Here is a 25,027-nt window from a genome sequence, read left to right as displayed (position 1 = left end):
TTCCTTCCCTGGGGGGGTTGGCCGGCCCCGTCCTGTTCCGATGATGGATGCTGCCCGGTCGCCAGCGCAACTTCGGCTACAGCGGTCACAGCCCCGCGTGCGTGTTCAGGCCGGCAACCGCTAGTTCGGCAGGGCAAACGCCATCACGTAATCGCCGTTCGGGGTTTCCATGAAATGGTGGCCGCCGGCCATGATCACCACGAACTGGCGTCCGTCCTGTTCATACACCATCGGCGTAGCCTGCCCGCCCGCGGGCAGCGCCGCGTGCCATAGCTCCTTGCCGGTCTTCAGGTCGATGGCGCGCAGCAGATCATCGGTGGCGGCGGCGATGAAGATCAGCCCGCTGGCGGTTACCACCGAACCGCCGTTGTTCGGCGTGCCGATCTCGATCGGCAGGCCGGAACGGATGCCGAACGGCCCATTGCCGCGCGCACTGCCAAACGGACGATCCCACAACAGCTTGCCGGTGCGCAGGTCGATGGCACGGATGCCGCCGTAGGGAGGCTGCTTGCACAGCAGACCCGTGAACGGCAGCCGCCAGCCAGCGTTGACCTGGATGCCATACGGCGTTCCCACCTGCGGATCGCCGGCCCCCTCGCCACCGCCCCTGTCGGCACGGATCTTCTCACGCGGCAGCCAGCCCAAGCGATCGGCTTCGGCACGTGGCACCAGCCGGTTGTAGTTGGGCATATCGTTGTAGTTGGCCACGATCACGCCGCGGCGCGTATCGATGGAAACACTGCCCCAATCCGAACCGCCGTTGTAGCCGGGGTATTCGATGGAATGGCGATCACTGCTCGGCGGCGTGTAGAAGCCTTCGTAATAGGCCTTGCGGAACTGGATGCGGCAGATCAGCTGGTCGATCGGGGTGATGCCCCACATGTCGCGCTCGGTCAGGTCATGCTCGCGGCGCAGCGTGTGGTACAGCGAGAACAGCTGCGTGGGTGAGCGCTGTTCCGGTTCGACACCGCCGACCGGCACCTTGCGCTCTTCGGCAGCGGTCAGCAGCTGGCCGTTGCGGCGGTCGAGGATGTAGAGATCACCTTGCTTGGTCGGCAGCAGGAGTGCCGGCACCTTGCCTGCCGCCGTCGGGTAATCGATCAGGCTGGCCTGCGAACCCAGGTCGTAATCCCACACGTCCTTGCGCACGGCCTGGAAATGCCAGGCCGGCTTGCCGGTGGCCACATCGATCGCCACCAGCGACGTCGCATAGCGGTTCTGGTTTTCCGTACGCGAGCCACTCCAGTAATCGCCCGCAGAATTGCCCAGCGGCAGATAGACCAGCCCCAGCGCCTCATCACCGGTCGCGGTGGTCCACATGTTCGGCGTGCCGCGCGTGTAGGTCTGCCCATGCGGCGGCAGGCCGCTGCGCTCGGGCTGGTCCATGTCCCACGCCCAGCGCAGCTTGCCGGTGATCGCGTCGTAGGCCTGGATCACGCCCGATGGCGCGTCGCGGCGCTGACCATCCAGCACCTGGTGGCCGGTGACGATCACGCCGCGCACGATGGCCGGGGGCGAGGTGATCGACACATAGCCGGGTGGCACCTCACCCATGCCGAGGGTGATGTCGACCTGGCCGTTGTTGCCGAAGTTCGCGCAGGGACGGCCGCTATCTGCATCCACTGCAATGATGCGCCCGTCCAGCGTGCCTTCGATGATGCGCGCCCAGCACGCCGGACGACTGCCCGGTGCAGCGCTGCGGCTCACGCTGGGTGGCGGCTCGGGCAACGCCAGATCGGCCGCGGCATCGGCCAGGGTGGCATCGGCCAGGATCGGCGCTGCCGGTTGCTCGTAGTAGCTCACACCACGGCAGGCCGCGGTGTACGGGATCGAGGCGTCCTTCACCTTCGGATCGAAGCGCCACACTTCCTTGCCACTGGCGGCGTCGAGCGCGATCAGGCGGTTACGGGCAGTGCACAGGTACAGACGGCCGCCGATCTTCAGCGGCGTGGTTTCCGCACCCCAGCGCTTCTTCGGCAGGTCACCGGTGCGGAACTGCCAGGCCAGCTGCAACGTGGCCACGTTGGCCGGGGTGATCTGCTGCAGCGGCGAATAGCGGGTGGCGGCATTGCTGCGGCCCCACGCCGGCCAGTCCCCTTCGGCAGGCAGGTCGGCCGGTTGCAGGCCGGTGGTATCCCGCGTGGGTTCCAGCCCGGCGCTGGCCGCGCCTTCCGGGAACGGCTGGTGGCCGTCCACTTCGCCGTGCGGCGCGAACGCCAACCCGAACGCCGCAACGAACACCAGCATCAGGACGCCCGCCACGCTGCGCGACAGGCGCTTTGAAACCGGTTCGCGAAGGGTCGGCGCGAGCAGCGCCAGCACGATGCCGAGCGCGGTCACCAGGCCCAGCCGCGGCACCCAGCGCCAGTAGTCGCTGCCCGATTCCCACCAGGTCCACAGCAGCGTGCCGACGAACACCAGCGCATACAGCAGCGCGCCGCTGCGGCGATTGCCGAACAACAACAGGCCACTGGCCAGAAGGCCGGCCCCGGCGATGGCGTAGTACGCAGACCCGCCCAGGCTGAGCAGCCACGCGCCGAGCCCGCCGATGACCAGGCCGAGCACGACCAGCAGCAGCGACAGCACGGTAACGAGAGGGTGCCGGGAAGCGCGGACGGGAGCAGGAGCGGACTGCGGCGTGGCGGACATCGTCGATCTCCGGGGGCAGCATGCGTCGTTATCCCACCGCCTGCGTGAAGCGCGCGCGTATGCGTGGCATCCGGATACGACGACGCCGGCACAGGGCCGGCGTCGTCGGGTGCCTCAGGCTCGCGGCAGGATCAGTCCTGTGCGGCGTCCTCGCTGCTGGCCGCAGCCGGGGCGCTGTCGGTCGTGGCCGGGGCGGCGACTGCCACCTCGTCCTCGTCCTCGTCGATCGAGGCATCCATGCGCTCCACCGCCTGCAGCTTCTCGTCCTTGGACAGGCGGATCAGGGTCACGCCCTGGGTGTTGCGGCCGACGCGGCTGATTTCCGAGCCACGCGTACGCACCAGCGTACCGCCGTCGGAGATCAGCAGGACTTCGTCGCGGGAGCCCATCAGCACTGCGGCGACCAGCTTGCCATTGCGCTCGGTGGTCTGGATGCCGATCACGCCCTGCGTGCCACGGCCCTTGCGCGGGTAGTCCGGCAGCGGGGTGCGCTTGCCGTAGCCGTTCTCGGTGGCGGTGAGGATGTACTGCACGCTGGCGTCGTCGGCACTATCGATCACCGCATCACCCGTGGCGGCGGCTTCCTCGACACCGTTGTCGTCCTCGTTCTCGTCCTCGATGCCACCGGCACTTTCGGCCACGATCAGGCTGACCACTTCCTCGCCGGCCGGCATCCTGATGCCACGCACGCCGGTTGCGGTACGGCCCATCGAGCGGACTTTGTCCTCGCCGAAGCGCACGGTCTTGCCGTTGGAGGCGAACAGCAGGATGTCGCGCTGGCCGTCGGTCAGGCCGACGCCGACCAGCGCATCGCCCTCATCGAGGTTGATCGCGATCTTGCCGCGGGCCAGACGGAAGGCGAACTCGCCCAGCGGGGTCTTCTTGACCGTACCGTTCTTCGTGGCGAAGAACACGAACTGGCCATCGGCGTACTCGCGCACCGGCAGCACGGCCTGCACGCGTTCGCCCGGTTCCAGCGGAATCCAGTTGATGATCGGACGGCCGCGGGCGTTGGAACCCGCTTCCGGCAGCTGGTAGACCGGCAGCCAGAACACCTTGCCCGAGCTGGTGAAGGTCAGCAGCGTGTCGTGCGTGTTGACCAGCCACAGCTGTTCGATGAAATCCTCTTCCTTGGTCGCCGCCGCACTGCGGCCACGCCCACCGCGGCGCTGTGCGCGGTACACGCTCACCGGCTGCCGCTTCACGTAACCTGCATGCGACACGGTGACCACCACGTCTTCCGGTGCGATCAGGTCGAGGATGTCCAGGTCTTCTTCGCTGTGGCGGATTTCGGTGCGACGTTCGTCGCCGAACTCGGCCTTGACGTTGACCAGCTCCTCGCGGATCACCTGCAGCAGGCGGTCGGGATCTTCCAGGATGTGGATCAGCCCGGCGATCACTTCCAGCAGCTGCTTGTACTCGTCGGTCAGGCGGTCCTGCTCCAGCCCGGTCAGGCGGTGCAGGCGCATTTCCAGGATCTGGGTGGCCTGGATCTCGGTCAGCTGGTAGCCGCCCTCGATCAGGCCCACGCCCTTGGGCAGGTCTTCCGGGCGCGAGGCTTCGGCACCGGCGGCACCCAGCATCGCACCGACCAGGCCCGGCTCCCACACGCGCGCCAGCATGCGCTCGCGTGCTTCGTTCGGGTTCGGCGAGGTCTTGATCAGTTCGATCATCTCGTCGATGTTGGCCAGCGCGACGGTCAGGCCTTCCAGCACATGGGCGCGGGCGCGCGCCTTGCGCAGCTCGAACACGGTGCGGCGGGTGACCACTTCGCGACGGTGGCGGACGAACGCCTCCAGCATCTGCTTCAGATTCATCAACTGCGGGCGGCCGTCGACCAGCGCCACCATGTTGATGCCGAACACCGATTCCATCTGCGTCTGCTGGTACAGGTTGTTCAGCACAACCTCGGCAGATTCGCCGCGCTTGATCTCGATGTAGATGCGCATGCCATCCTTGTCGGACTCATCGCGCAGCTCGCTGATGCCTTCGATCTTCTTTTCCTTGACCAGCTCGGCGATCTTTTCGATCAGACGCGCCTTGTTCACCTGGTAAGGAATTTCAGTGACGATGATCGATTCGCGGCCATTGTCGGCCACTTCGATATCGGCCTTGGCACGGATACGCACGCGGCCACGGCCGGTGCGGTAGCCAGCGACGATGCCGGCGGTGCCGTTGATGATGCCGGCAGTCGGGAAATCCGGGCCCGGGATGTACTCCATCAGGCCGTCGACGTCGATCTCCGGGTTGTCGATCAGCGCAATGCAGGCGTTGATCGATTCACTCAGGTTGTGCGGCGGGATGTTGGTCGCCATGCCCACCGCGATACCGGCCGAGCCGTTGACCAGCAGGTTCGGGAACCGGGTCGGCATGACCGTCGGCTCCAGTTCCTTTTCGTCGTAGTTGGGCTGGAAGTCGACGGTTTCCTTGTCGATGTCGGCCATCAGCTCGTGCGCGAGGCGCGACATGCGCGCTTCGGTGTATCGCATGGCCGCGGCGGAGTCGCCATCGATGGAGCCGAAGTTACCCTGGCCATCGACCAGCATGTAGCGCAGCGAGAACGGCTGCGCCAGGCGCACCAGCGTGTCGTACACCGACTGGTCGCCATGCGGGTGGTACTTACCGATGACGTCACCGACGATACGCGCCGACTTGAAGTAGGGCTTGTTGCTGTGTGCGTTGAGCTCGTTCATCGCGTACAGCACGCGGCGATGCACCGGCTTGAGGCCGTCGCGCGCATCCGGCAGCGCGCGGCCCACGATCACGCTCATGGCGTAATCGAGGTAGCTCTTGCGCATCTCGTCTTCCAGGTTGACCTGGATGATTTCCTTGGCGGTTTCTGCCATTCGGGTTCCGTTGTCTGGTAGCGGTCCAGTCCGGCGCAGCCCTCTGCGGGAGGGGGTCGCGCCGGAACCTCGATTCAACCTGTGGATACTACCACAACAGGCCGTTTTCCGCCTCCCTTTACGGGGATTTTACCGGCACAAATCAGGAACTTAGGGGGTTGCCGTCTAGCGGCCGGCACTACCGGGGGCGGAGGTCACGCCGCCCCTCCCCTGCGCCTCAACCGCCGAAGGCGGCGCGCATGTTCTCGGCGGTCGGGTTCAGGATCACCCCGCGCTCGGTCACGATGGCGTCGATCAGCTCGCCCGGGGTGACGTCGAACACCGGGTTCCAGGCGGCAATGCCTTCGGCCACGGTGCGGGTGCCGCCCACGCCATACAGCTCACCCGGGTCGCGCTGCTCGATCTCGATCTGGCTGCCGTCCACGGTCTCCATGTCCACGGTCGAGGACGGCGCCACCACCATGAACTTCACGCCGTGGTGGCGTGCGGCAATGGCCAGTTGGTAGGTGCCGATCTTGTTGGCGGTATCACCATTGGCGCAGATGCGGTCTGCGCCCACGATCACCCACTGCACGGCACCGGTCTTCATCAGGTGCGAGGCCGCCGAGTCGGCGATCAGGGTGGCATCGATACCGTCCTGCTGCAGCTCCCACACGGTCAGGCGTGCACCCTGCAGCCACGGCCGGGTCTCGCCGGCGAACACGCGCGCGATGCGGTGCTGGGCCATGCCGGCGCGAATGACGCCCAGCGCGGTACCGAAGCCGGCGGTGGCCAGCGAGCCGGTATTGCAGTGGGTCAGCACACCGCTGCCAGCCTCGATCAGGCCAGCGCCCAGTGCGCCCATGTGGCGGTTGGCCGCCAGGTCTTCCTCTGCGATCGCCTGCGCTTCGGACTCCAGCAACGCCTTCCAGTCGGCGCCGGCAGCGTTCAGGCAACGGCGCATCCGTGCCAGCGCCCAGGCCAGATTGACCGCAGTAGGGCGCGATGCGTTCAGGCGCTGCAGTGCCGGCTCCAGCTGCTGCAACGCGTGCGCACCGTCGGCGGCCTGCACCTCGCGCGCGGCCAGCACCACGCCCCAGGCGGCGGCAATGCCGATCGCCGGCGCGCCACGCACGGTCAGTGCGTGGATGGCGCTGGCAACCTCGTCACTGTCATGGCAGACCACGTGCTCGACCACGAACGGCAGCTTGCGCTGGTCCAGCAGTTGCAAGGCATCGCCGGTCCACAGGATCGGGCGGATGTGGTCGTAACGGGCGTAGTCGATGTCGGAGGCAGTGTTCATGGGCCCATTGTAGGGCCACGCCCCGCGTGGTTGGAGCCTGCCCCGGCTCAATTCACCGAGAATTCGGCGCGGCAGCCGCCATCCACCCAGATCCCGTTGCGGTTCCAGCCCCAGGTGCTGCCTTCCTCGCAGGGCGTGCTGGACAGCTGCTCGGAGACCACAGCACCCACCGAGATGCTCGCGCCGCAGAAGCGGCGCTTCTTCGACTTCGATTCGCAGGTCAGGCGGCGCGGCACATCGACGAAGCGGCCATCCTCGTCGGCCACCTCGAAATCGCCCTGGCAGCCACGGCTGGTCCAGACTTCATTGCGCTTGTAGCCCCATCCCTGGCCTTCCCGGCACGGCAGCACCGACAACTGGCGAAGCAGGCGCACCGGCGCGCCATCCAGGCGTACCGGGCAACTCTGCGGACGGCCATTGGATTCGCAGCGCACCACGCGGCGCACCAGGCGCTTGCCTTCCGTTGCCGCAGGTGCCGCACCCTGCGCACGGCGCGCCCGGAATTCGGCGCGGCAGCCAAGGGTGACCCACACGCCGCTGCGGTCGGTGCCCCACTCGCTGCCGCGGATGCAGCTGTTGCTCGAGAGCTGGCGCACCAGATCGACGCCGTTGGCCACGTCGATATCGCAGTGCACCCAGCCCATGTCGCGGGACTCGCAGGTCACCACTTCATCGTCGTAGCCCACCTGCTGGGCCGACGCCGGCGACGGCAGCCAGGCACCCCATAGCGCAATGGAGTACATCGGTGCAGCGACAACCGCAAACCACTTGACCAAAGCCTTCCCCAGCAGGAATGGATGAACTGCATGCCAGTGTCCGGCATTGGCCGTGATAAGAGCATCATCCTGCTTACCGACGCAAGCGCACAGAGCCCGCGTTTCGTTCAGCCTGCAATGTTCAGCAACACGCGGGCGTCACGCGTGGGCAAAGTCGTAGGCCAGCACATCGGCAATGCGTGGCGTGCGGTTCATCGCCATCAGCAGGCGATCGACACCCACCGCCACGCCGGCACAGGCCGGCAACGCTGGCAACGCCGCCAGCAGCGCCTCATCCAGTGGCGGCTGCACCTGCCCGCGTTCGTGGCGGCGTTGCTGGTCGCGCCGGAAGCGGGCGCGCTGCTCGTCGGCGTCGTTCAGTTCGTGATAGCCGTTGGCCAGCTCCACTGCACCCAGGTAGAGCTCGAAACGCTCGGCCAGCGGCGGCGTGCCGGCGCGGATGCGTGCCAGCGCGGCCTGGCTGGCTGGCCAGTCATGCACTACGGTCATCACCGCGTCATCGAAATGCGGCTGGATACAATGGGTCATCAACAGGTCGAGCCAGTCATCACGGGTCAATCCGACCGGGTCAATGTGCACCTCGCCCAACGCGGCACGCAGCGTGGACTCATCCGCCTCGAACGGATCCACGCCAAGGTGCTGCTGGAACAGCTCGCGGTAACTCAGCACGCGCAGGGTCGCACGGTGTCCAACCAGGGCCAGCGCCTGCCCGATCAGCTCGGCGGTCTCCTGTACCAGCCGATGGTGGTCCCAACCGACCCGATACCATTCCAGCATGGTAAATTCCGGGTTATGGCGACCACCGGCCTCGCCATTGCGGAACACCCGGCCCAGTTCGTAACAGTCGCCCACGCCGGCAGCGAGCAGGCGCTTGAGCGGATACTCCGGCGAGGTGCGCAGCCAGCGGCGGCGTCCGCCGGCATCGACATGCCCGGTGAAGTCGGTATGGAAGCTGTCGATGTTCGGCTCGGTGTTGCCTGCCACCGACAGGATCGGCGTCTCCACCTCGAGCACATCGCGCTCTGCAAAGAAGCGGCGCACCAGCGCGTTGAGCGCGGCGCGCTGCTGCAGCGCGCGCAGCAGGGCCTCGCTCACAGGATGCCCTCCGGGCGCGGATGGTCGAGCGGCAGGGTCAGCAGATCGCGCGTATCGTCGATGTAGCCGCTGGCCAGGTACAGGCGGCGTGCCAGTTCGTTGTGGTGGTTCACTTCCAGGCGAAGGCGACTGACGCCACGACCGCGAGCGCGCTGTTCGCAGATGGCCAGCGCCTGCTTGCCGCGGCCACGACCGCGCGCACGATGGCTCAGGTACAGCTCGTCCAGCAGCATGAAGTGGCCGCCCTGCTCCAGGCTGAAGCCCATCGCGATCACCGCGTAGCCGACTACCTCGCCCGCCTCGTCCATCCACAACAGCACTTCGCCATTGCGCGGATCGGCCAGCAGCGCGTCCACGCCGCGACGCACCCGCGCGTCATCGAAGTCGATCCTGTCTTCGGCGTAGAACTCGCGCATCAGCGCGATCAACAGCTCCTCGTCGGCACGGGTGGCCAGGCGGAAATCCAGCGGGGCGGTCTGCATCGGTGTTCCTTTGTGTTTCATGCAGGGCGCGGGGACACCCGGCGGGATCGTCACTCGTGTTCGGCCAGATAGGCCAGCAGGCGGTCTTCGTCCCACACCGGCACGCCCAGCGACTGCGCCTTGTCCAGCTTGGAACCCGCTTCGCTACCGGCGACCACGAAGCTGGTCTTCTTCGAAACGCTGCCGGAGACCTTTGCACCGAGGGCCTCCAGGCGCTCCTTGGCGGCATCGCGGGTGAGCTGGGCCAGGGTGCCGGTCAGCACCACGGTCTGCCCATCCAGCGGGCCGGCCACGATCTCGGCCAGCGCCGGTGCCTTGGCCAGGATCTGCTGCATCGCCTTCTCGGCTGCCAGCAGCATCGCGCCATGGCCCTCGCTGTCCAGCCACTGGGCCAGGCCACGCGCGGTGTCGTCCGGCAATCCTGCGTTGACGAACTGCCCATGCTCGGCGTCGAGCACCGCCTGGGCACCGGGCAACGCAGCCACCAGTCTCTCCGCGCGCAGGCGGGTGATGCCGGGAATCTCTGATTCGACCAACAGCTGCGCCAGGTCCAGCCCCTCGCGCAGCCTGGCGCTGGGCGCGTGCACATCGCTGATGCGGACCTGGCCGACCTGCAGCAGGTCATCGATGGCCTGCTGGTTGCCCTGCTGCTCGAAGAAGTGGCCGAGCGACCGCGCCACTTCGCCACCGATGTCCGGCACACGCTTGAACAATGGCCACGGCAGGTGGCGGATCAGTTCCAGGTCACCGAACCACTGCGCCAGCGCCTTGGCCGTGCTTTCGCCCACGTGCTCGATGCCCAGCGCGAACAGCAGCCGTTCCAGCGTGGCGGCACGACTGGCGTCGATGGCCGCGATCAGATTGTCGGCCCACTTGGTCGCGATCTTCTTCGTGTTCCATTCGAAGCGGGCCGGCTGCGCCAGCGCCTGCGCGCGCCAGCCCGGATCGTTGCCGTCCAGCCTGAGCACCGCATTGAGCACCGCGCCACTGCCTTCAGCCGGCAGGTGCAGCTTCAGTGCGGCGGCCAGCGCCGAGGGATCTTCAGCGTCCAGCACCAGCTTCAGGTGCAGCAGCTGGTCACGACTGAGCCGGTACAGGTCGGCCACGCTCTTGACGATGCCAGCGTCGACCAGGGTTTCAATGTACTTGTCGCCCAGGCCGTCGATGTCCATCGCGCGGCGCGAAGCGAAATGGGCAATGGCTTCCTTGCGCTGCGCCGGGCAGGACAGCTCGCCCGAGCAGCGCCATGCGGCCGCCCCTTCCTCGCGCACGATCTCCGAGCCGCACACCGGGCAGCGCGTCGGCATCTGCCAGGGCGTGGTGCCCTGCGGGCGGCGATCGAGGATGACGCTGACCACTTCCGGGATCACGTCGCCGGCACGGCGCACGATCACGCTGTCGCCGACGCGCACGTCGAGGCGTGCGATCTGGTCGGCGTTGTGCAGCGTGGCGTTGGACACGATCACGCCGGCCACGGCCACCGGTGCCAGCCGCGCGACCGGTGTGGCCGCACCGGTGCGGCCGATCTGGATCTCGATCGCCTCCACCGTGGTGCTCTGTTCCTGTGCCGGGAACTTGTGCGCGATGGCCCAGCGCGGCGCACGCGAGACAAAGCCCATCGCCTGCTGGCCGGCACGGTCATCGAGCTTGTAGACCACGCCATCGATATCGAACGGCAGGCCGTCGCGGCGCTCGCCGATATCGCGGTAGTAGCCGAGCAGGCCGTCGGTGCCTTCCACCACCTTGCACAGCGCGCTGACCGGAAAGCCCCAGGCGCCGAGCTGCGCCAGCGTGCCCGAATGGGTATCGGGCAGCTCGCCGCCCTGCACTTCACCAGTACCGTAGGCAAAGAAGCTCAACCTGCGCTGCGCACTGATCTTCGGGTCGAGCTGGCGCAGCGACCCGGCCGCCGCATTGCGCGGGTTGGCCAGCACCTTGCCGCCGTGCAGGCGCGCACGTTCGTTGTATGCCTCGAAATCGGCACGCGCCATGTAGACTTCGCCGCGCACCTCCAGCACATCCGGCCAGTCCTTGCCGTACAGCCGCTTGGGAACATCGCCGATCTCGCGCAGGTTGGCGGTCACGTCCTCGCCGGTGCTGCCATCGCCGCGGGTCGCGCCGAGCACGAAATGACCATCCTCATAGCGCAGGCTGATCGCCAGGCCGTCCATCTTCGGCTCGGCCGAAAACTGCAGGCTGCGGCGGCCCAGGCGTTCATCGATGCGGCGCACGAAATCCGCCACTTCCTCATCGCTGAAGGCGTTGGACAGCGACAACATCGGCACCGCATGGCGGACTTCGGGGAAACGGCCGGAGGGACGCGCGCCGACCTGCTGGGTCGGACTGTCGGCCCGGGCCAGTTCCGGATGTTCGCGCTCCAGTGCTTCCAGCTCGCGCACCATCCGGTCGTAGTCGATGTCGGGGATCTCCGGGGCGTCCAGCTCATGGTAGGCGCGGTTGGCCTGGGCGATCTGCCGGCGGAGATCTTCGGCGCGTTCGGCGGGGCTGGAGCTCATCGGAATCCGCTGGTTCTGGGATGGCCGGGGATTCTACCGCGCCCGGCCGTCAGGCCCTGTAATGCCCCCCCTTCGCAGCGCCGAGCCATGCTCGACGGGCGCCCCCCCCTGCCCTGGTGGATGCCAACCATCTCCCCGCCCCGGCAGGTGCCCAACCTTGGTTGGCACACCTGCAGCCGACCATGGCTCGGCACTACAAAAAGCGGGCTTGCCGCCCACCGCAACCAGCGCTAGCGTGCGAAGGCTACTCCTCGGAATCCCACCCGTGACCCTGCCTGCTTCCCGTAGACGCTTCCTGCAACTGGCCGGTGCCGGCCTCGCCGTCGCTGGCAGCGGACTGCCGCGGCTTGGCCAGGCCCAACCTGCGGCCGCCGTCGCCCCGGCCCCTGCCGAAGGCGTCGTACTGCTGAACTTCAACGAGTGCCCCTACGGCCCCTCGCCGGCGGCCCAGCAGGCCGCGCGCGACAGTATCGCCAGTTGCGGCCGCTACCGCTTCGCCCTGGCCGCACAGGTGCGCGATGCCTTCATCGAGCAGGCACGTATTCCGGCCGACCACGTGCGCCTCTATCCCGGCTCAAGCGAGCCGTTGAACCGCGCCGCCACGGTGTGGACCGGGCCGCAGGCGGGATTGGTGGTGGCCGACCCGACCTTCGAGACCCTGGGCGAGGTCGCCGCTGCTCGCGGCGCCCATGTGCAGAAGGTGCCGCTGCGCGACGACGGCGCGCATGATCTGCGTGCGATGGTCGCCGCCGCGCAAGCGCGCCCGACCGGGCTGGTGTATGTGTGCAATCCAAACAACCCGACCGGTTCGATCAGCCCACCGGATGAGCTCGCCTGGCTGCTGGCCCACAAGCCCGCATCAACCCGCGTGCTGGTCGACGAGGCCTACCTGCAGTACAGCGAGCAGCCGAGCCTGATCGCGCAGGTTGCGCAGCGCGATGACCTGATCGTGCTGCGCACGTTCTCCAAGCTGTACGGCATGGCCGGCCTGCGCCTGGGCGTGGCGGCCGCACATCCCGACCGCCTGCGCGAACTGGCCAGCCTGGGCGACAACCCACTGCCCGTGCCAGCACTGGCCGCAGCACTGGCCAGCCTGCAGGATCCCCAGTTGATCGCGCAGCGGCGCCTGCAGAATGCCCAGGTGCGGCAGGCCACCATCGCGTGGCTGGGCAAGCGTGGTTTCAGCTGCGTCCCGTCGGAAGCGAACTGCTTCGTGGTGGATGTGCAGCGCGACGGTGCCGCCTTTGCCAAGGCGATGGCAGACAACGGCGTGATCATTGGCCGCAGCTGGCCGATCTGGCCACAGCGCGTGCGCGTGACCGTCGGCACCGAAGACGAGATGGCCGCATTCCGCCGTGCGTTCGCCAAGGTGGCCGGCGTACCGGCCTGACCCCGTTGGTGGGGGCGAACTTGGTTCGCCCCATCCACGCATGGCGTGGATCTGCTGTTGTGGATGCCGACCATTGGTCGGGGTGGGTGCCGACCGTTGGTCGGCACGCCATGGCGCTCACCAGCGCGGGGTCTTGGTCAGCGGCGGTGCCTGGTGCTGGCGGTCGTAGGCACGCAGCTCGTCGCGGATGTGCGCGATGCGCTGGCGGCCCAGGGCATTGCGGCTGTCATCCAGCACCACGCCATCGAGCAGCTCGGCCATGCGCTGCACGGTCGGCAGCATCTTCTCCCAGGCATCAAGCGCGGTCAGCGGCGCCGGCAGGGTCAGGAAGAAGGCGATGGCCGGGGTTTCCATGGCACGGATGTTGGCCATGTCGAAGCTGCCCGGCTTCATGATGCTGGCCATCGAGAAGATCGGGCCGCGCTCGGGGTGGCCTTCCACCAGGCGGTGGAACACGTTCATGTGGCCGAATACCAGGCCGGTCTTCTCCGCCGCCACCACGATGTCTTCGCCGCGCAGCTGCTCGCCGGCACGGGCGGCCACGAACAGCGAGACGATCTTGTCGAAATCCTGGGTGGTGCGCTTGCCGAGGTCGTTGGCCGCGCCCGGATCGGTGTCGGCCAGGCCAAGTTCGGCCTGCTCGCCTTCGCCGCCCATGCCCGGTTCGACGCGGCCCTCGGCCACCACGACGCCGTCCTCGCCCAGGACCGGTTCGCGGCGCTCGCCACTGGTCGGTTCCGCGTTTTCCACGCGGCGCCCCTGGGGCTTTTTCTTCGGACGGCCAAACAGGAAGATCGCGGCGATCAACAGCAGGCCGGCGGCCAGGATGCCGATGCGCAACAGTGCCGTGTCGGACATTCGATAGGTTCTCCGGCTAGTTCATTCAGGTAACTAGGATGGCACGTCAGGCCGCGCCCGCCAATCGCGCGGCTTCTTCCAGGTCCACGCTGACCAGGCGGCTGACGCCCGGCTCACGCATGGTCACGCCCGACAGCTGGTGCGCGGCCTCCATCGTCGCCTTGTTGTGGCTGACGAACAGGAACTGCACCTTCTCGCTCATTTCCTTGACCATGTTGGCCAGGCGGCCGACGTTGGCTTCGTCCAGCGGCGCGTCCACCTCGTCCAGCAGGCAGAACGGGGCGGGATTCAACTGGAAGATGGCGAACACCAGCGCCACCGCGGTCATCGCTTTCTCGCCGCCGGACAGCAGCGAGATGCTGGACACGCGCTTGCCCGGCGGGCGCGCCATGATGGTCACGCCCGTGTCGAGCAGGTCTTCACCGGTCAGTTCCAGGTAGGCGTGGCCGCCACCGAACAGGCGCGGATACAGGGCCTGGACGCCGGCGTTGACGCGGTCGAAGGTGTCCTTGAAGCGCCCGCGGGTCTCGCGATCGATCTTGCGGATGGCATCCTCAAGTGTTTCCAGCGCCGTGGTCAGGTCGGCGTGCTGCGAATCCAGGTAGTCCGAACGCTGCGAAGCCTCGCCGTACTCGTGGATGGCGGCCAGGTTGACCGGCTCCAGCCGGCGCATGCGTGCGTCGATCTGGTGCACGGCCTGCTCCCAGTCGCCCAGGCGGGCGTCCTCGGGTAGTGCATTGAGCACGTCCTGCAGCACGAAGCCGGCCTTTTCCACCGCCGCCTGCAGGGTGTCGGCGCTGAGCACCAAGGCCTGCTGGTCGAGCTTGCGCTGCGAAATGCGCTCGCGCTGGGCCAACGCCTGCTCGTCGCGCTGGTGGCGGGTCTGCTCGTAGTTGCGCAGCTCGGCGTCGATGCCGTCCAGCAGCGTTCGCGCCTCGGTCAGCACACGGTCGGCCCGCACGCGCTCTTCCAGCGCGTTCTGGTGTTCGGCCTGCAGCGATTCGACCGGCGAATCCCCTTCGTCCAGCTGCGAGTGCAGCTCGCCCAGCCGCGCGTCCAGCTGCCCGCGCTGGGTGCCCATGCGTTCCAGCGCCTGGCTCAACGAGTCCAGCTGCGCGCGCTGCGATTCCAGGGTCAAGGCCAGCGAATGCGCGCGCTCGCGTACCGCGCGGGCGGCATCGCGGGCCAGGTCACGGGCCTCGGTCAACTGCCGACGTTCGCCCTCCAGCCGCTGCCGGGTCGATTCCAGGTCGCCCATGCTGCTGACCGCACTCTCCAGCCGCGAGCGCGCTTCACGCGCCTGCTCGTTGTTGGCTTCCAGCGTTTCCTGCAACTGCTTCAGCTCGCCCTCGATGCGGTCGATGCGGGTGCGTGCCGCTTCCACCTTGCCCTGCTGGCCCTGCAGCTGGCCGGCCAGCTCGGACACCGCGCGGTGGGCCTGGTAGAGCGCGCGCTGCGCGTCCTCGCGCTGCTGCTCGGCCGCCTGCAGCTGCTCACGGAAACCGCTCAGCTGCTCTTCCAGCTCGGCCTCGCGGTCCTGCAGCTGCTCGATCTGCTCACGCAGTTCGTTGATCTCACGCTCGCGCAGCAGCGCGCCCTGCTCGGCGGCACCGGAGCGCGACACGCGCAGCCAGCCCTGGCCCAGCCGCTCGCCGCCCTGGGTGATGATCGAATCGCCTTCCGGCAGGCTGGCCTGCAGGGCCTTCGCCTCGGACAGGTCCTTCGCACCATGCAGGTGCGCCAGCAGCCGACGGATCGCGGCCGGGCCGCGCACGCGTGCCGCCAGCGAGGTCGGCGCCACCTTCAGTTCAGCAGCATCGTCGGCGACCAGCGCAATGTGGCCTTCGCCAAGTTCGCCCAGCGCGCCGACCAGGCTGGCCGGGTCATCGACCAGCACGCCTTCGATCAGCTGGCCCAGCGCACTTTCCACCGCGTTCTCCCAGCCGGCATCCACGTCCAGGCGTTCGCCGACGCGCGCCGCCGAATCCAGCCCGCGCGCCTTCAGCCAGGCCACGGCTGCACCCTGCTCCTGGCCCAGCGCGGCCTGCTGCAGGGTTTCCAGCGAGGCCAGGCGACCGCGCAGGCCGTTGGCCTGCTTGCGCAGTTCAGCCAGTTCGTTCTGGCCATTGCGCTGCTGTTCCTGCACTGCCGTCACGCCCTGCTTGCGCAGCTCGACGTCTTCGCTCAGTTCATCCAGTGCGGCCTTCTGCGTGTCGTGCTGCAGCTGCAGCTGCTCGAAGGCTTCTTCCAGCGCGTCCACGTCCAGGCCTGCGCGTTCGGCGGCCAGGGCCTCGCGACGCCGGTCGGCGTCGAGGATCTGCTTGTCCAGGTAGTCCACGCGCGTGCGCTCGACATCGCCGGCGCGCGAGGCTTCCGAACTCTGCGAGGTGTGCTGTTCCCAGCGCTGCTGCCAGCTGGCCAGCCGCTCTTCAGCCTCACGCAGGCTTTCCTGCTTGATCTCGTTTTCTTCCTGCAGTGCTTCCAGCTGCGGAGTGGCGGCCTCCACCGCCTCGCGCAGCACCCTCAGTCTGGCCTCGTCGCCGCTGATGTGCTGGCCCAGTTCAGCCAGCGCCTGCTGGGTTTCATCGCGCGCCTTGTGCAGGCGCTGCGACAGCTCGCGCTGGTGCTGGATCTGCTGTTCCAGGCGCGCCAGCGTACTGCCGACCTGGTAGACCGCAGCCTGCGCGGTGTTCAGCGCGTCGGCGGCCTCTTCGCGCCGCGCGCGCGAGGTCTCGATGCGCGCCTCGGCATCACGCTGGTCGGCGATCAGCTGCTGCAGCCTGGTCTCTTCCTGCGACAGGCCTTCGCGCAGCTTCGACAGGCGCCCGTCGAGGCCGCGGAATTCCAGCGCCTTCCACTCGGCATCCTTGACCCGGCGCTCTTCCTGCAGGGCCTGGTACTGCTCGGCCTGCTTGGCCTGGCGCTTGAGGTGCTCCAGCTGCTTGCTGATCTCGTCGCGCAGGTCGCCCAGCCGGTCCAGGTTCTCGCGGGTGTGGCGGATGCGGGTCTCGGTCTCCTTGCGGCGCTCCTTGTACTTGGAGATGCCGGCCGCCTCTTCCAGGTAGACGCGCAGGTCTTCCGGGCGCGCCTCGATGATCTGGCTGATCATGCCCTGCTCGATGATCGAGTAGCTGCGCGGGCCCAGGCCGGTGCCGAGGAACAGGTCGGTGATGTCGCGGCGGCGGCACTTGGTGCCGTTGAGGTAGTAGTTGCTGGTACCGTCGCGGCTGACCGTGCGCTTGACCGAGATTTCGTTGAACGCGGCGTACTCGCCGGAGATCGTGTGGTCGGAGTTGTCGAAGATCAGCTCGACCGTGGCCTGCGACACCGGCTTGCGGGCGTTGGAACCGGAGAAGATCACGTCGGTCAGCGAGTCGCCGCGCAGGCGGCTGGCCGAGCTCTCGCCCATGACCCAGCGCACGGCGTCGATGATGTTCGACTTGCCGCAGCCATTGGGGCCCACCACGCCGGTCATGTTGGTCGGCAGGTGCAGGGTGGTCGGATCGACGAACGACTTGAAGCCGGACAGCTTGATCGTGGAAAGACGCATAGGGGTTCCGGACTGGGGCCGGCAAGCGGCCTGCGTTTACCCTCCAAGTCATTGATCCTGTTGGGATCGATGCCCGTGGAACGGGTGTGACGCCCTGAGTATACCGATGTGGCCGTGTTCTACGAATGGGCGTGGAACATTGCCCGGCCCTGCCCCGCCGGCCGCACGTGGCCCGAGCTGGCGAAACGGAACCATAAAACAAAACGGGCACCCTTGCGGGCGCCCGTTCTGCGGTGATGCCAGGCCTTGCGGCGTGGGATCAGGCTTCGGCGACGACGACGACCTTGACGGTGGTCTCGACGTCGGCGTGCAGGTGGACCAGCACGTCGTATTCGCCGATGTTGCGGAAGGCGCCTTCACCCAGGATGACTTCGCTCTTCTCCAGCGGCAGGCCGGCGGCAGTGAAGGCTTCGGCGATGTCGCGCGGGCCGACCGAGCCGTACAGCTTGCCTTCGGTCGAAGCGTTGGCGGCGATGGTCACGCTCGCGCCTTCCAGCTTGGCCTTGCGGCCTTCAGCTTCTGCGTGGATGGCCTGGGCCTTGGCTTCGTACTCGGCGCGCTTGGCTTCGAACTCGGCCTTGTTGCTCTCGGTGGCCGGCACGGCCTTGCCCTGCGGCACGAGGAAGTTACGGCCGTAGCCCGGCTTCACGTCGACCAGGTCGCCCAGGTTGCCGAGGTTGGTGACTTTCTGCAGGAGGATCAGCTGCATGGTATTGCTCCAGATGAGTTATTCGTTAGCGAGGCGATGCCCCGCAACAAAGGCTGTCCGAATAGCTGGCACAGCGGGGGCGGCACCGGGCCGCCCCGCCGGCATCAGACGTCGTGGTTGTCGGTGTACGGGATCAGGGCCAGGAAGCGGGCGCGCTTGACGGCGGTCGCCAGCTGGCGCTGGTACTTCGACTTGGTACCGGTGACGCGGCTCGGCACGATCTTGCCGTTCTCGGTCAGGTACTGGCGCAGGGTGTTGAGATCCTTGTAGTCGATCTCCTTCACACCTTCAGCAGTGAACTTGCAGAACTTGCGGCGACGGAAGAACTTGGACATGGGAAGGCTCCTTAGGCGGCGGAAGCGGCGTCGTCGCCGGCTTCGTTGTCAGCGGTGGTGTTGGACTCGCCTTCTTCGTCGTCACGACGACGGCGCTCACCGCGCTCCGGCTTGTCACCCTTCTCGTCCTTGCTCTTCATGATCAGCGACTGCTCGGTGTCAGCCTCGTCACGCTTGATGACCAGGTTGCGCAGCACGGCGTCGTTGAAGCGGAAGCTCTCGGTCAGTTCGTTCAGAACGGCCTGGTCGGCTTCGATGTTCATCAGCACGTAGTGGGCCTTCACCAGGTTCTGGATCGGGTACGCCAGCTGGCGGCGGCCCCAGTCTTCCAGGCGGTGGATGGTGCCGTTGCCGTTCTCGACCAGCGACTTGTAGCGCTCGATCATGGCCGGGACCTGCTCGCTCTGGTCCGGGTGGACCATGAACACGATTTCGTAATGACGACTCATGTTTTTTCTACCTTTCGGATGTGGCCTTTCGGCCGGACAGCCCCCCGCCGTTGAGACCGCGGTGGGGCAAGGATTCCCGCCAGGAAGGCAGGAAGCCGCGCATTATGGCGCAGATGGGGATGGCGGGCAACCGGGGGCACCCGACCTTCTGAACCGGGATGCCCTGCCCCGGTACCGATCAAGGTCGGCACCCACCAGGCGGGTAGCGCCGGCCATGCCCGGCGGGCGCCAAAGCCGCGCGTCAGGCCTTGTCGGCGTCGGTGGTGAAGCTTTCGCCGCAGCCGCACTCGGCGGTGGCGTTCGGGTTGCTGAACGTGAAGGTCTCGCTCAGGCCATGCTTGCCGAAGTCGATCACGGTGCCGTCCACCAACGCCAGGCTCTTGGCGTCGACATAGATCTTCACACCGTCCTGGTCGAACACGGTATCGCCCTCGCGCTCGTCGCGGGCCAGGTCGGTCACGTGGCCCCAGCCGGAGCAGCCGGTCCTGGTCACGCCGAAACGCAGGCCCAGCGCGCCGGGGGTCTGGGCGACGAAGCGCTGCACGCGCTCGAAGGCAATGGGGGTCAGGCTGACGGCCATGGGGCTACTCCAGAGGTACGGGGACATTATAAGGAGCCGTTGCCACGAAAAATGCCTCGCAAGCAGAACGCTGCAACCGGTAAACTCCCGTGTTCACAGATCGAGTCGATCAGCAGAGGATTCAAGTCATGACGGTGGTCAGCGTTGAACATGCGCTTGCCGGGAAGATCCCGGAAGGCGGCGAAGTCACGGTACGCGGATGGGTGCGCACGGTGCGCGGTTCAGCGAATCTGGCCTTCGTGAATGTGAGCGACGGCTCCTGCTTCGCCCCGATCCAGATCGTGGCCAACGACACCCTGGCCAACTTCGACGAGATCAAGCGCCTGACCAGCGGCTGCTCGGTCATCGGCACCGGCACCCTGGTGAAGTCGCAGGGCAAGGGCCAGTCGTTCGAGATCCAGGCCAGCGCACTGGACGTGGTCGGCTGGGTCGAAGACCCGCTCACCTACCCGATCCAGCCCAAGCCGATGTCGCCGGAGTTCCTGCGCGAAGTGGCGCACCTGCGCCCGCGCACCAACCTGTTCGGCGCAGTCACCCGCATCCGCAACTGCCTGGCCCAGGCCGTGCACCGCTTCTTCCACGAGAACGGCTTCAACTGGATCAGCACCCCGATCATCACCACCTCCGATGCCGAAGGCGCCGGCCAGATGTTCCGCGTGTCCACCCTGGACATGGTGAACCTGCCGCGTGACGAGAAGGGCGCGATCGACTTCAGCCGCGACTTCTTCGGCAAGGAAACGTTCCTGACCGTGTCCGGCCAGCTGAACGTCGAGGCGTACTGCCTGGCGCTGAGCAAGGTCTACACCTTCGGCCCGACCTTCCGCGCCGAGAACAGCCACACCACCCGCCATCTGGCGGAGTTCTGGATGATCGAGCCGGAAATCGCCTTCGCCGACCTGGCCGAAGACGCACGCCTGGCCGAAGAGTTCCTGAAGTACCTGTTCCGCGCCGTGCTGAACGAGCGCAGCGACGATCTGGCCTTCATCGCCGAGCGCGTGGACAAGAACGCGATCACCAAGCTGGAAGATTTCATCAACGCACCGTTCGAGCGCATCGACTACACCGATGCGGTCAGCCTGCTGCAGAAGTCCGGCAGAAAGTTCGACTTCCCGGTGGAATGGGGCCTGGACCTGCAGACCGAGCACGAGCGCTGGCTGACCGAGGAGCATGTCGGCCGTCCGGTGGTGGTGACCAACTATCCGGAGCACATCAAGGCCTTCTACATGCGCCTGAACGACGACGGCAAGACCGTTGCCGCGATGGACGTGCTGGCCCCGGGCATCGGCGAGATCATCGGTGGCAGCCAGCGTGAGGAGCGCCTCGACGTGCTGGACGCGCGCATGGCCCAGTTCGGCCTGGATCGTGAGCACTACAGCTGGTACCGCGACTTCCGCCGCTATGGCTCGGTGCCTCACGCCGGCTTCGGCCTGGGCTTCGAACGCCTGGTGGTGTACGTCTGCGGACTGTCCAACATCCGCGATGCGATCCCCTACCCGCGCGCCCCGGGCAGCGCGGACTTCTAAGCCCCACACGTCCACGGAGGTACGGCTCCCATGACCCTGTTCTTCGCCCTGTGTTTCGTCGGCGTTGCGGTGGCCGGGTTCAGTGCCTTCGTGATCTTCTGGCCGCTGACCCTGGTGCACGTTCGCGACCGCCATCCGGCGCTCGCCGAGCGCTTCGGCAGCGGCGCCTTCCTCAAGCCCGATGCCCTGGCCTGGCTGTTGCGCCGCGACTATCGCCAGCAGCCGGACCGCTCGCTGTCCGGGCTGGCGACGCCGGCCTGGGTATCGCTGCTGACCCTGCTGGCCGGACTGGGCATGGCCGCCCTGCTCTGGCTGGCCTCGCTCTGGTAACCCCCATGAATGACATTTCCGCCTCGCGCGACAGCTGGTGGCTGGCCAGCCTCGGCAACACCCTGATCTGGGCGCGCCTGCGCGTTCGCCCGGCCGGCACCGCTGAGGTGCTCGACAGCGACGGCAATACGCTGAGCTATGACAGCGAAGACACCGCCCGTTCGCAGCTGTTCGACGCCGAATTCGTCGAGTATGACGGTCTGGACGAGGAAGACGCGCTGGTGCGCGGCTTCAGCCTGCACGAAGTGCAGCCGCCGCAGGCCGACAACGACGAAGGCCTGCGCGGCCGCATGATCCAGTCGCTGGGCGCGCGCGCCTGATCCAGGCATGTTCACTCCACGCGCCTTCGCCGAGACCGACCTGCTCTGGCTGGACCGCCTGCTGGCGCGTGATCCATTCGTCACGGTGCTCACCCCCGGCAGCGATGGCCTGCCGGAGCTGACCCGGATGCCGGTGCTGTACCGGCGCGAGGGCGAGCGCATCGAGCTGCGCGGGCACTGGGCCCGCGCCAACCCGCAGTCGCGCCACGGCGGTGCGGCCAAGGTGCTGGTCGACGGACCACACGGCTACGTCTCGGCCAGCTGGTATCCGGACAAGGAGCCTGCCGCACGGGTGCCGACCTGGAACTACGCCGCCGCCGAGCTGCGTGGCCAGTTGCACACCTTCGACGATACCGATGCGCTGGCCGGGCTGGTCGGCGCGATCAGCGACCACTTCGAAGCCAGCGTCGGCCAGGCCTGGCAGTTCGATGCCACGCGTGCCGAACATGGCCCGGAACTGCGTGCCATCGTCGGCTTCCGTTTCCAGGTTGAACACGTGCAGCTGAAGCTGAAGCTGAGCCAGAACCATCCCGACGCCAACCAGCGCGCCGTGATCGCCGAACTGGAACAGCTGGGCACCCCTTCCTCCACCGAGTTGGCGCAGTGGATGCGCTGGCACCGCGAACAGGCCGCCCGCAGCGGCTGAACACCCCCGATTCCCGCGACGTCGCAGCTGGATGGCTGCGGTGCGCCCCCACCCGACGCCAGGGACCCGAACATGAAAGACATCCACAAGCTGCTGCAGAACAACCGCGACTGGGCCGACCGCATCGAGAAGGAGGACCCCGACTTCTTCCACCAGCTGGCCAAGCAGCAGCATCCCGAGTACCTGTGGATCGGCTGCTCCGATTCGCGCGTGCCGGCCAACCAGATCATCGGCATGGCGCCGGGCGAAGTGTTCGTGCACCGCAACGTCGCCAACGTGGTCGCCCACACCGACCTTAACTGCCTGAGCGTGGTGCAGTACGCGGTGGACCAGCTGAAGGTCAAGCACATCCTGATCGTCGGCCACTACGGCTGCGGCGGCGTGCATGCCTGCCTGCACAACACCCGCGTCGGCCTGGCCGACAACTGGCTGCGCCATGTCGGTGACGTGGTGCAGAAGCACCAGGGCATCCTCGACGCCATCGAAGACGACGAACTCAAGCACGCCCGGCTGTGCGAGCTGAACGTGATCGAGCAGGTCGCCAACCTCTGCCGCTCGACCATCGTGCTGGATGCCTGGGCCCGCGGCCAGAAGCTGATGGTGCACGGCTGGGTCTACAGCCTGAAAGACGGACGCGTGCGTGAAATGGGCATCGACGTCGGTTCGCTGGAAGAGCTGCAGCCAGCGTATGAAAAAGCGCTGTCCTTCGTGCCGCGCAAGGGCCGTCGCGACTGATCCCCACACGGATGACCACCATGCTCGCTCCACCGATCAACCTGCACGCCTGGATCGAAGAGAACCGCCACCTGCTGAAGCCGCCGGTGGGCAACAAGATGATCGACAACGGCGATTTCATCGTGATGGTGGTCGGCGGGCCGAACTCGCGTACCGACTACCACTACGACGAAGGCCCCGAGTGGTTCTACCAGCTCGAAGGCGAGATGGTGCTGAAGGTGCAGGAGGACGGCGCGGTACGCGACATTCCGATCCGCGCCGGCGAGATCTTCCTGTTGCCGGCGAAGGTGCCGCACTCGCCGCGGCGCCCGCCCGGGGGCATCGGCCTGGTGGTCGAGCGCAAGCGGCTGCCGCATGAGATGGACGGCGTGATCTGGCACTGCGAGCGCTGCAACCACAAGCTGCACGAAGAGTATTTCCCGCTGCAGAACATCGAAACCGACCTGCCCAAGGTGTTTGCGCGCTACCACGCCAGCCTGGAACTGCGTACCTGCAGCCAGTGCGGGCACGTGGATCCGCTGCCGGTGCCGGCGGCGGGCTGAGCACCTGCCCCTGTAGAGCCGAGCCCATGCTCGGCTTCGTGGCCCGGCAGCCGAGCATGGGCTCGGCTCTACAGGTTCGGCGGCAGGCACGCCCCAGGCGCTACACTGGCGGTCCCGTTGCAGCCTGTTGCCCGACCATGTCCGACCTGCTCAGCCGCACCCACGCCATCGCCCTGGACGCCGCCGATCCGCTGCGCCCGCTGCGTGGCGAATTCCTGATTCCGCGCCATGGAGGCGGCGAGCAGACCTACTTCGTCGGCAACTCGCTGGGCCTGCAGCCGCGCGGTGCGCAGGCAGCGGTGCAGGAAGTGATGAAACAATGGGGCGAACGGGCGGTGGAAGGCCACTTCACCGGCCCGACGCAGTGGCTGTCCTACCACCGCCTGGTGAGCGCGCAGCTGGCGCGCGTGGTCGGCGCACTGCCCAGCGAGGTGGTAGCGATGAACACGCTGAGCGTGAACCTGCACCTGATGATGGTCAGCTTCTACCGGCCGACCACGCAGCGCCCGGTGATCCTGATGGAAGCCGGCGCATTCCCGACCGACCGCCACGCGGTGGAAGCTCAGATCCGCTTCCATGGTTTCGACCCGGCCGAGTGTCTGGTGGAAGTGCAGCCGGACGAAGCCAACGGCACGATTTCGCTGGCCGCGATCGAACGCGCCATCGCCGAGCACGGCCCGCGCCTGGCGCTGGTGCTGTGGCCCGGCGTGCAGTACCGCACCGGCCAGGCCTTCGACCTCGATGCGATCACCCGCGCCGCACGCCTGCAGGGCGCACGCATCGGCTTCGACCTGGCGCACTCGGTTGGCAACCTGCCGCTGCGCCTGCATGAGGTGGCGCCCGATTTCGCCGTGTGGTGCCACTACAAATACCTCAACAGCGGCCCGGGCGCGGTGGCCGGCGCGTTCGTGCACGAGCGCCACCATCGCGACACCACCCTGCCGCGCTTTGCCGGCTGGTGGGGCCATGAGGAATCGACCCGCTTCCAGATGGCGCCCCAGTTCACCCCCGCCATCGGTGCCGAAGGCTGGCAGTTGAGCAATCCGCCGATCCTCGGCCTGGCACCACTGCGTGCCTCGCTGGACCTGTTCGAGCGTGCCGGCATGGAGGCGCTGCGCAGCAAATCGCTGGCGCTGACCGGCCTGCTCGAAGCACTGGTCCGCGCACGCCTGCCGCAGGTGCTGGACATCATTACCCCGGCCGATCCGCAGCGCCGCGGCTGCCAGTTGTCGCTGCGCGTGATCGGTGGCCGCGAGCGTGGCCGTGCACTGTTCGAGCACCTGCGCGGCATCGGCGTGCTCGGCGACTGGCGCGAGCCTGACGTGATCCGCATCTCGCCCACCCCGCTCTACAACCGCTACCTGGACGTGCACCATTTCGTCGAGGAAGTGGAAGCCTGGGCCGGCCTGTAAGC

21 protein-coding genes are annotated in these 25,027 nt (G+C 67.3%); 8 read left to right on the top strand and 13 right to left on the bottom strand.

Annotated features, from left to right (window positions below; genetic code table 11):
* Positions 1-120: 120 nt before the first annotated feature.
* The 7 genes from ACM0O9_RS03205 to ligA form a co-directional block, all read right to left on the bottom strand.
* Positions 121-2,649: a membrane-bound PQQ-dependent dehydrogenase, glucose/quinate/shikimate family gene (locus ACM0O9_RS03205; protein WP_414603778.1), complete on the bottom strand. Its 2,529-nt coding sequence runs from the start codon at positions 2,647-2,649 to the stop codon at positions 121-123.
* 131 nt (positions 2,650-2,780) lie between these two features.
* Positions 2,781-5,495 (bottom strand): DNA gyrase subunit A, encoded by a 2,715-nt coding sequence (gyrA, locus tag ACM0O9_RS03200; RefSeq protein WP_065178624.1) that lies wholly within the window; start codon positions 5,493-5,495, stop codon positions 2,781-2,783.
* Positions 5,496-5,712: 217 nt separating this feature from the next.
* Positions 5,713-6,777, bottom strand: a complete 1,065-nt coding sequence (gene mtnA, locus ACM0O9_RS03195; RefSeq protein ID WP_134709517.1) for an S-methyl-5-thioribose-1-phosphate isomerase — start codon at positions 6,775-6,777, stop codon at positions 5,713-5,715.
* A 47-nt stretch (positions 6,778-6,824) separates the two neighbouring features.
* Entirely contained in the window at positions 6,825-7,553 is a 729-nt protein-coding gene (locus ACM0O9_RS03190; RefSeq protein WP_005417382.1) for a DUF3011 domain-containing protein, read from the bottom strand.
* A gap of 138 nt (positions 7,554-7,691) precedes the next feature.
* Positions 7,692-8,648 carry an EF-P lysine aminoacylase EpmA gene (gene epmA, locus ACM0O9_RS03185; protein WP_414603777.1) on the bottom strand — a complete coding sequence of 319 codons (957 nt, stop codon included), beginning with the start codon at positions 8,646-8,648 and terminating at the stop codon, positions 7,692-7,694.
* Positions 8,645-9,130 (bottom strand): GNAT family N-acetyltransferase, encoded by a 486-nt coding sequence (locus tag ACM0O9_RS03180; RefSeq protein ID WP_053497333.1) that lies wholly within the window; start codon positions 9,128-9,130, stop codon positions 8,645-8,647. Before ACM0O9_RS03180 ends, epmA begins: the two co-directional genes overlap by 4 nt.
* 50 nt (positions 9,131-9,180) lie before the next feature.
* Positions 9,181-11,652 carry an NAD-dependent DNA ligase LigA gene (ligA, locus tag ACM0O9_RS03175; RefSeq protein WP_414603790.1) on the bottom strand — a complete coding sequence of 824 codons (2,472 nt, stop codon included), beginning with the start codon at positions 11,650-11,652 and terminating at the stop codon, positions 9,181-9,183.
* Between the two features lie 259 nt (positions 11,653-11,911).
* On the opposite strand from ligA, the gene ACM0O9_RS03170 reads away from it, so the two are divergent.
* Complete coding sequence (locus ACM0O9_RS03170) at positions 11,912-13,036, top strand: pyridoxal phosphate-dependent aminotransferase (protein WP_065178621.1); 1,125 nt, start codon at positions 11,912-11,914, stop codon at positions 13,034-13,036.
* 117 nt (positions 13,037-13,153) lie between these two features.
* On the opposite strand, the gene zipA is transcribed toward ACM0O9_RS03170, so the two are convergent.
* The 6 genes from zipA to ACM0O9_RS03140 all read right to left on the bottom strand — a co-directional run bounded on the left by zipA (position 13,154) and on the right by ACM0O9_RS03140 (position 19,517).
* On the bottom strand, positions 13,154-13,894 hold the full coding sequence (gene zipA / locus ACM0O9_RS03165; RefSeq protein WP_111127391.1) for a cell division protein ZipA: 741 nt from the start codon (positions 13,892-13,894) through the stop codon (positions 13,154-13,156).
* Positions 13,895-13,940: 46 nt separating this feature from the next.
* Positions 13,941-17,444, bottom strand: a complete 3,504-nt coding sequence (gene smc, locus ACM0O9_RS03160) for a chromosome segregation protein SMC (protein WP_065178619.1) — start codon at positions 17,442-17,444, stop codon at positions 13,941-13,943.
* A 259-nt stretch (positions 17,445-17,703) separates the two neighbouring features.
* The gene (rplI, locus tag ACM0O9_RS03155; RefSeq protein WP_005417398.1) at positions 17,704-18,153 is read right to left on the bottom strand and encodes a 50S ribosomal protein L9; all 450 of its coding nucleotides are present in this window, start codon (positions 18,151-18,153) and stop codon (positions 17,704-17,706) included.
* Positions 18,154-18,257: 104 nt separating this feature from the next.
* Complete coding sequence (rpsR, locus tag ACM0O9_RS03150) at positions 18,258-18,488, bottom strand: 30S ribosomal protein S18 (RefSeq protein WP_002804494.1); 231 nt, start codon at positions 18,486-18,488, stop codon at positions 18,258-18,260.
* 11 nt (positions 18,489-18,499) lie between these two features.
* Positions 18,500-18,937 carry a 30S ribosomal protein S6 gene (gene rpsF / locus ACM0O9_RS03145; RefSeq protein WP_005417400.1) on the bottom strand — a complete coding sequence of 146 codons (438 nt, stop codon included), beginning with the start codon at positions 18,935-18,937 and terminating at the stop codon, positions 18,500-18,502.
* 241 nt (positions 18,938-19,178) lie between these two features.
* Positions 19,179-19,517 (bottom strand): HesB/IscA family protein, encoded by a 339-nt coding sequence (locus ACM0O9_RS03140; protein ID WP_005417401.1) that lies wholly within the window; start codon positions 19,515-19,517, stop codon positions 19,179-19,181.
* A 128-nt stretch (positions 19,518-19,645) separates the two neighbouring features.
* On the opposite strand from ACM0O9_RS03140, the gene asnS reads away from it, so the two are divergent.
* From asnS to kynU, 7 genes are all read left to right on the top strand, one after another.
* On the top strand, positions 19,646-21,040 hold the full coding sequence (gene asnS, locus ACM0O9_RS03135; RefSeq protein WP_005417402.1) for an asparagine--tRNA ligase: 1,395 nt from the start codon (positions 19,646-19,648) through the stop codon (positions 21,038-21,040).
* A gap of 30 nt (positions 21,041-21,070) precedes the next feature.
* Positions 21,071-21,370: a hypothetical protein gene (locus tag ACM0O9_RS03130; RefSeq protein ID WP_005417403.1), complete on the top strand. Its 300-nt coding sequence runs from the start codon at positions 21,071-21,073 to the stop codon at positions 21,368-21,370.
* A 5-nt stretch (positions 21,371-21,375) separates the two neighbouring features.
* Positions 21,376-21,690 (top strand): hypothetical protein, encoded by a 315-nt coding sequence (locus ACM0O9_RS03125; protein WP_005417404.1) that lies wholly within the window; start codon positions 21,376-21,378, stop codon positions 21,688-21,690.
* A gap of 7 nt (positions 21,691-21,697) precedes the next feature.
* Entirely contained in the window at positions 21,698-22,336 is a 639-nt protein-coding gene (locus ACM0O9_RS03120) for an FMN-binding negative transcriptional regulator (protein WP_065178617.1), read from the top strand.
* Positions 22,337-22,408: 72 nt separating this feature from the next.
* Complete coding sequence (gene can, locus ACM0O9_RS03115) at positions 22,409-23,071, top strand: carbonate dehydratase (RefSeq protein WP_005417406.1); 663 nt, start codon at positions 22,409-22,411, stop codon at positions 23,069-23,071.
* A gap of 20 nt (positions 23,072-23,091) precedes the next feature.
* Positions 23,092-23,613 carry a 3-hydroxyanthranilate 3,4-dioxygenase gene (locus ACM0O9_RS03110; RefSeq protein WP_049439577.1) on the top strand — a complete coding sequence of 174 codons (522 nt, stop codon included), beginning with the start codon at positions 23,092-23,094 and terminating at the stop codon, positions 23,611-23,613.
* 137 nt (positions 23,614-23,750) lie between these two features.
* Positions 23,751-25,025: a kynureninase gene (kynU, locus tag ACM0O9_RS03105; RefSeq protein WP_065178616.1), complete on the top strand. Its 1,275-nt coding sequence runs from the start codon at positions 23,751-23,753 to the stop codon at positions 25,023-25,025.
* Positions 25,026-25,027: the final 2 nt, after the last annotated feature.

Origin of the sequence: Stenotrophomonas sp. FR012 (assembly GCF_047520565.2) — a bacterium.
In the GTDB taxonomy this organism is placed as follows: Bacteria; Pseudomonadota; Gammaproteobacteria; order Xanthomonadales; family Xanthomonadaceae; genus Stenotrophomonas; species Stenotrophomonas sepilia.
The sequence above is the reverse complement of the archived record's forward strand: the minus strand, read 5'-3'. Positions and strand labels throughout refer to the sequence as shown.